Below are 3,656 nucleotides of genomic sequence, written 5' to 3' on the forward strand. Positions count from 1 at the left end.
CGAGCTCCCGATGCGGAACGCACCATGCCGCCCACGCCGTTGCGGATCGTGCGGGCGCGACGCAGCAGCGGCTCCCACCACTCCTTCAGCGCCGCGAGCATCTCGGCCGGCGGGATGATCTCGGCGCGGGATGCCTCTTCCGCCTGGATCTCGGCCTGGCGGCTGTCGCGCTGCTCGGCGAGGTAGTTCCACTTGTCGCCGAAGATCCGGTCGATCTCGGCATCCGTGAAGAGGGTCTGCGTGACGGTCACGTCGGAGCCCTGCACCTCGACCTCGGTGCCGGGGAGGAACAGGTGGCCCTGCTGATCGGGGCGCAGCTCCTTCATGTGGGCGAGGAACTCGCGCTGGTCGGTGAAGATCGAGTCGTTCTCGAGGCCCGTGCCGTTGTAGCGGAACAGCGCCTCGCGCAGGAACATCGGCGGCCCCGCCATGGGGAAGACGTGCGCGGCATCCACCTTCTCGATGTAGTACATCGCGCGCTTGTTCTGCGCGTCGCGCTTGAGCTGTGCGAAGTTCTGCTTGGCGTCCTGGGGCAGGTCGTAGACCATGGGCCACCAGATCGCCCCCGATACCTGGGTGAAGTAGGCGTCCGGCTTACCGAACGACATCAGCTTCTCGAGGTCGAGGGGGTGCGAGTCGTTCTGGTTCAGGATGGATGCCGTGCCGTCATCGACCGACAGCGAGGAGTCGCCGATGGGGCCGTCCGAGGGGGCACGGAGCGGGGTGACCATGAGCTTCAGGTCACCGAACTGCAGCGGTACCCCCGCCTCGGTGCGGACGAGGTTCGTGTAGCCGAGGGCGATCAGGTCCTGCTCGAGGTCGTCGGTCGGGTACTCGGGCAGCAGGACCCGGATGTCCTTCGAGACGTAGCGCTCCAGCATCGCCGGGTCGAAGTGATCGCGGTGCCGGTGCGAGATGTAGAGGAAATCGGCCTTGCCGAACCGCTCCCAGTCGAGCGCGCGGTTGTCGGGGAAGGGGAACCACGAGCCGAAGAAGCTCGGACCGATCACGGGGTCGCAGAGGATGCTGCCGCCCGCGGTCTCGATGAACATTCCCGCGTGGCCGAGGCCGGTGATCTTCATTTCGCTCCTGTCCGTGAGAACTTATCGAGTCTACGCGGGGGTGTGCTGTGCGCCGGGTGGGCGCGGCGGTCGGCCCTACGATGACGAATGTGGAGGGGGCTCTGGTCTGGGTCGCGGCGGTGCTGCTCGCGCTCGCCGTGGCGCTGCTCGTGCTCGCGATCGTCGCCCGCAGCCGTGCGACGGCGCTGCCGAGGTCGCTCCTCGTCCAGTACACCCCGACCGCCGGCACGTCGATCGTGGAAGACGCGATCCTCGCCGGCCGGGAGCGCCGCGCGATCGGTGCGGCGCTCATCGATCTCGTGGTGCGCGGGCGCCTGCGGCTGCTCGTCGAGGGCGACGTCACCCGCGAGGGCATCGCGCTCCAAGCCGTGGACGAGTCCTCCCTCACGGACGACGAGCGTCGGCTGCTGTCGGTCGTCGCGGGGCCGGACACGCCGAGCGGGTACTCGAAGCGGCTCTCGCGCGACCGGCGCCGTATCGCGCGTCGCGCCCGCGGACTGATCGACATGTACGTGCGGCGCCTGCAGCGTGACGGCCTACTCGACGGCACGTTGCGCGGTCGATCCGCGATCCGCTGGTGTTGCGTCGGGGTGCTCTTCGCGAGCGTCGTGACGCTCGCCGCGCCCGCCGACCCGGGCGCTTTCGGAGTCGCGTCGCTCGCCGCCGCCGTGAGCATCTCCGCTCTGGCGGTGGCGCCGGCCGGGCGGACTCGACGATTCACCCCCCAGGCGCAGACGCGGCGGGCGCACCTCGACGGCATCCGTCAGTACCTGGCTCTCGCCGAGGCCGACCGCTTGCGCGTCCTGCAGTCGCCGACGGGTGCGCGCCAGGGAGTCGACGGGGAGGTCGCGCGCTTCGCGCTGAACGAACGACTCCTGCCGTATGCGGTCCTCTTCGGCCTCGAGAAGGAGTGGCTTCGCGTCCTCCGGTTCGGCTACGACGAACTCGAGGATTCCTCCGCCGCGGTCCTCGCGGACGCGGGGGCGCGGGTCGCCCACGTCATCGATGTGGGGGCCGCCGTCCACGGGGTGGCGAACATCGCGTTCGCCGCCGATCACGCGGTGGATGCCGCGGGTGCGGTGCTCGACGGGCTGTTCTGACCGCGGCTGCCGCTCATCGCACGTGGGGGTCTCAGCCGCCGAGGATCCCGCGGATATCGTCGGCATCCAGCGCGTTCGCGAACGCCTCGCCGTCGTCGAGGACCGCGCGCGACAGGGCGGCCTTGCGCTGCTGCAGCTCGAGCACCTTCTCCTCCACGGTTCCCGCGGCGATGAGGCGGTACACGAACACGCTGTTCGTCTGCCCGATGCGGTGGGTGCGGTCGATGGCCTGCGCCTCGGCGGCGGGGTTCCACCACGGGTCGAGGAGGAACACGTACTCGGCCTCCACGAGCGTCAGGCCGAAACCTCCGGCCTTGAGGCTGATGAGGAACACGGGGGCGTCTCCCCCGCGGAACCCCTCGACGACCTCGCCGCGCCGCGAGGTCGAGCCGTCGAGGTGCTCGTAGGCGAGGCCGGCGGCATCCAGGCGTTCCGCCGCGAGGTCGAGGAACGACGTGAACTGACTGAAGACCAGTGCACGGTGACCCTCGGATGCCACCTCGACGAGGCGCTCGAGCAGGACGTCGAGCTTCGCCGACCCGAGGTGCGCGTCGCGCTCGTCGATGAGACCCGGGGCGAGCGCCAGCATGCGCAGAAGCGTGATGGATCGGAACACGATGAACCGCTGCCGGTCGAGGTCGTCGAGGAGCCCTAGCACCTTCTGCCTCTCGCGCTGCAGCACGCGGTCGTACAGCTCGCGGTGCGCAGGGGCGAGGGGCACGGCGATCGTCTGCTCCTGCTTCGGCGGCAGGTCGGCGGCGACGACGTCCTTGGTGCGGCGCAGCAGGAACGGGCGCACGCGCGAGCGCAGGCGCGCGAGGGTGCCGCGGCGGTGCGCCTCGGCCGCGGCCGCGGACAGTTCGGTCGGGGCGTCGGAGGGGAGCTGCTCGATCGCGCGGACGTACTCCTCGCGGAACCGCCGCGCCGACGGGTACAGACCCGGCGCCACGAGCGCCAGCAGCGCCCACAGGTCGTCGAGGCCGTTCTCGATCGGGGTGCCGGTGACCGCGAAGACCGAGTCGGCGCGGAGCGCGGCGACGGCGCGGTGGATGCGCGTCGTCGGATTCTTCACGAACTGCGCTTCGTCGAGCACCACGCCGGCCCATTCCGGCGCGGCGAACTCGGTGTCATCCGTGCGCACGACGCCGTACGGTGCGACCACGACGTCGGCGCCGTCCGCGAGCTGCGCGATCGTCCGCGTGCGCCGGACGGAGGTCGCCTCGACCGTCACGACGCGCAGGTCGGGCGCGAAGCGGGCCGCCTCCGCGCCCCAGGTCGGCAGCACCGACGTCGGCGCGACGACGAGCCACGGTCGCCGCTCCCCCGTCGCGCGCGCATGCGCGATGAGCGCGAGGATCTGCACGGTCTTCCCGAGACCCATGTCGTCGGCGAGGATGCCACCGAGCCGGTGCGCGTGCAGCAGCGCGAGCCACGCGAGACCGTCGCGCTGGTACGGGCGGAGCTCGGCGCGGAA

The 3,656-nt window shown here is 70.9% G+C and carries 3 protein-coding genes; 1 reads left to right on the top strand and 2 read right to left on the bottom strand.

Annotated elements, in window-relative coordinates; all coding sequences use genetic code 11:
• The coding region (locus tag I5G_RS13080) for an MBL fold metallo-hydrolase (RefSeq protein ID WP_022879458.1) at nucleotides 1-1,082 on the bottom strand (1,082 nt) is incomplete at its 3' end.
• Nucleotides 1,083-1,171: 89 nt separating this feature from the next.
• On the opposite strand from I5G_RS13080, the gene I5G_RS13085 reads away from it, so the two are divergent.
• Nucleotides 1,172-2,182: a DUF2207 domain-containing protein gene (locus I5G_RS13085; RefSeq protein WP_022879459.1), complete on the top strand. Its 1,011-nt coding sequence runs from the start codon at nucleotides 1,172-1,174 to the stop codon at nucleotides 2,180-2,182.
• A gap of 31 nt (nucleotides 2,183-2,213) precedes the next feature.
• Here the strand turns inward: I5G_RS13085 and I5G_RS13090 are convergent.
• Nucleotides 2,214-3,656 (bottom strand): DEAD/DEAH box helicase (locus I5G_RS13090; protein WP_022879460.1); only part of this gene is annotated, 1,443 nt, incomplete at its 5' end.

It is taken from the genome of Microbacterium sp. B19 (assembly GCF_000333395.1).
Classification (GTDB): domain Bacteria; phylum Actinomycetota; class Actinomycetes; order Actinomycetales; family Microbacteriaceae; genus Microbacterium.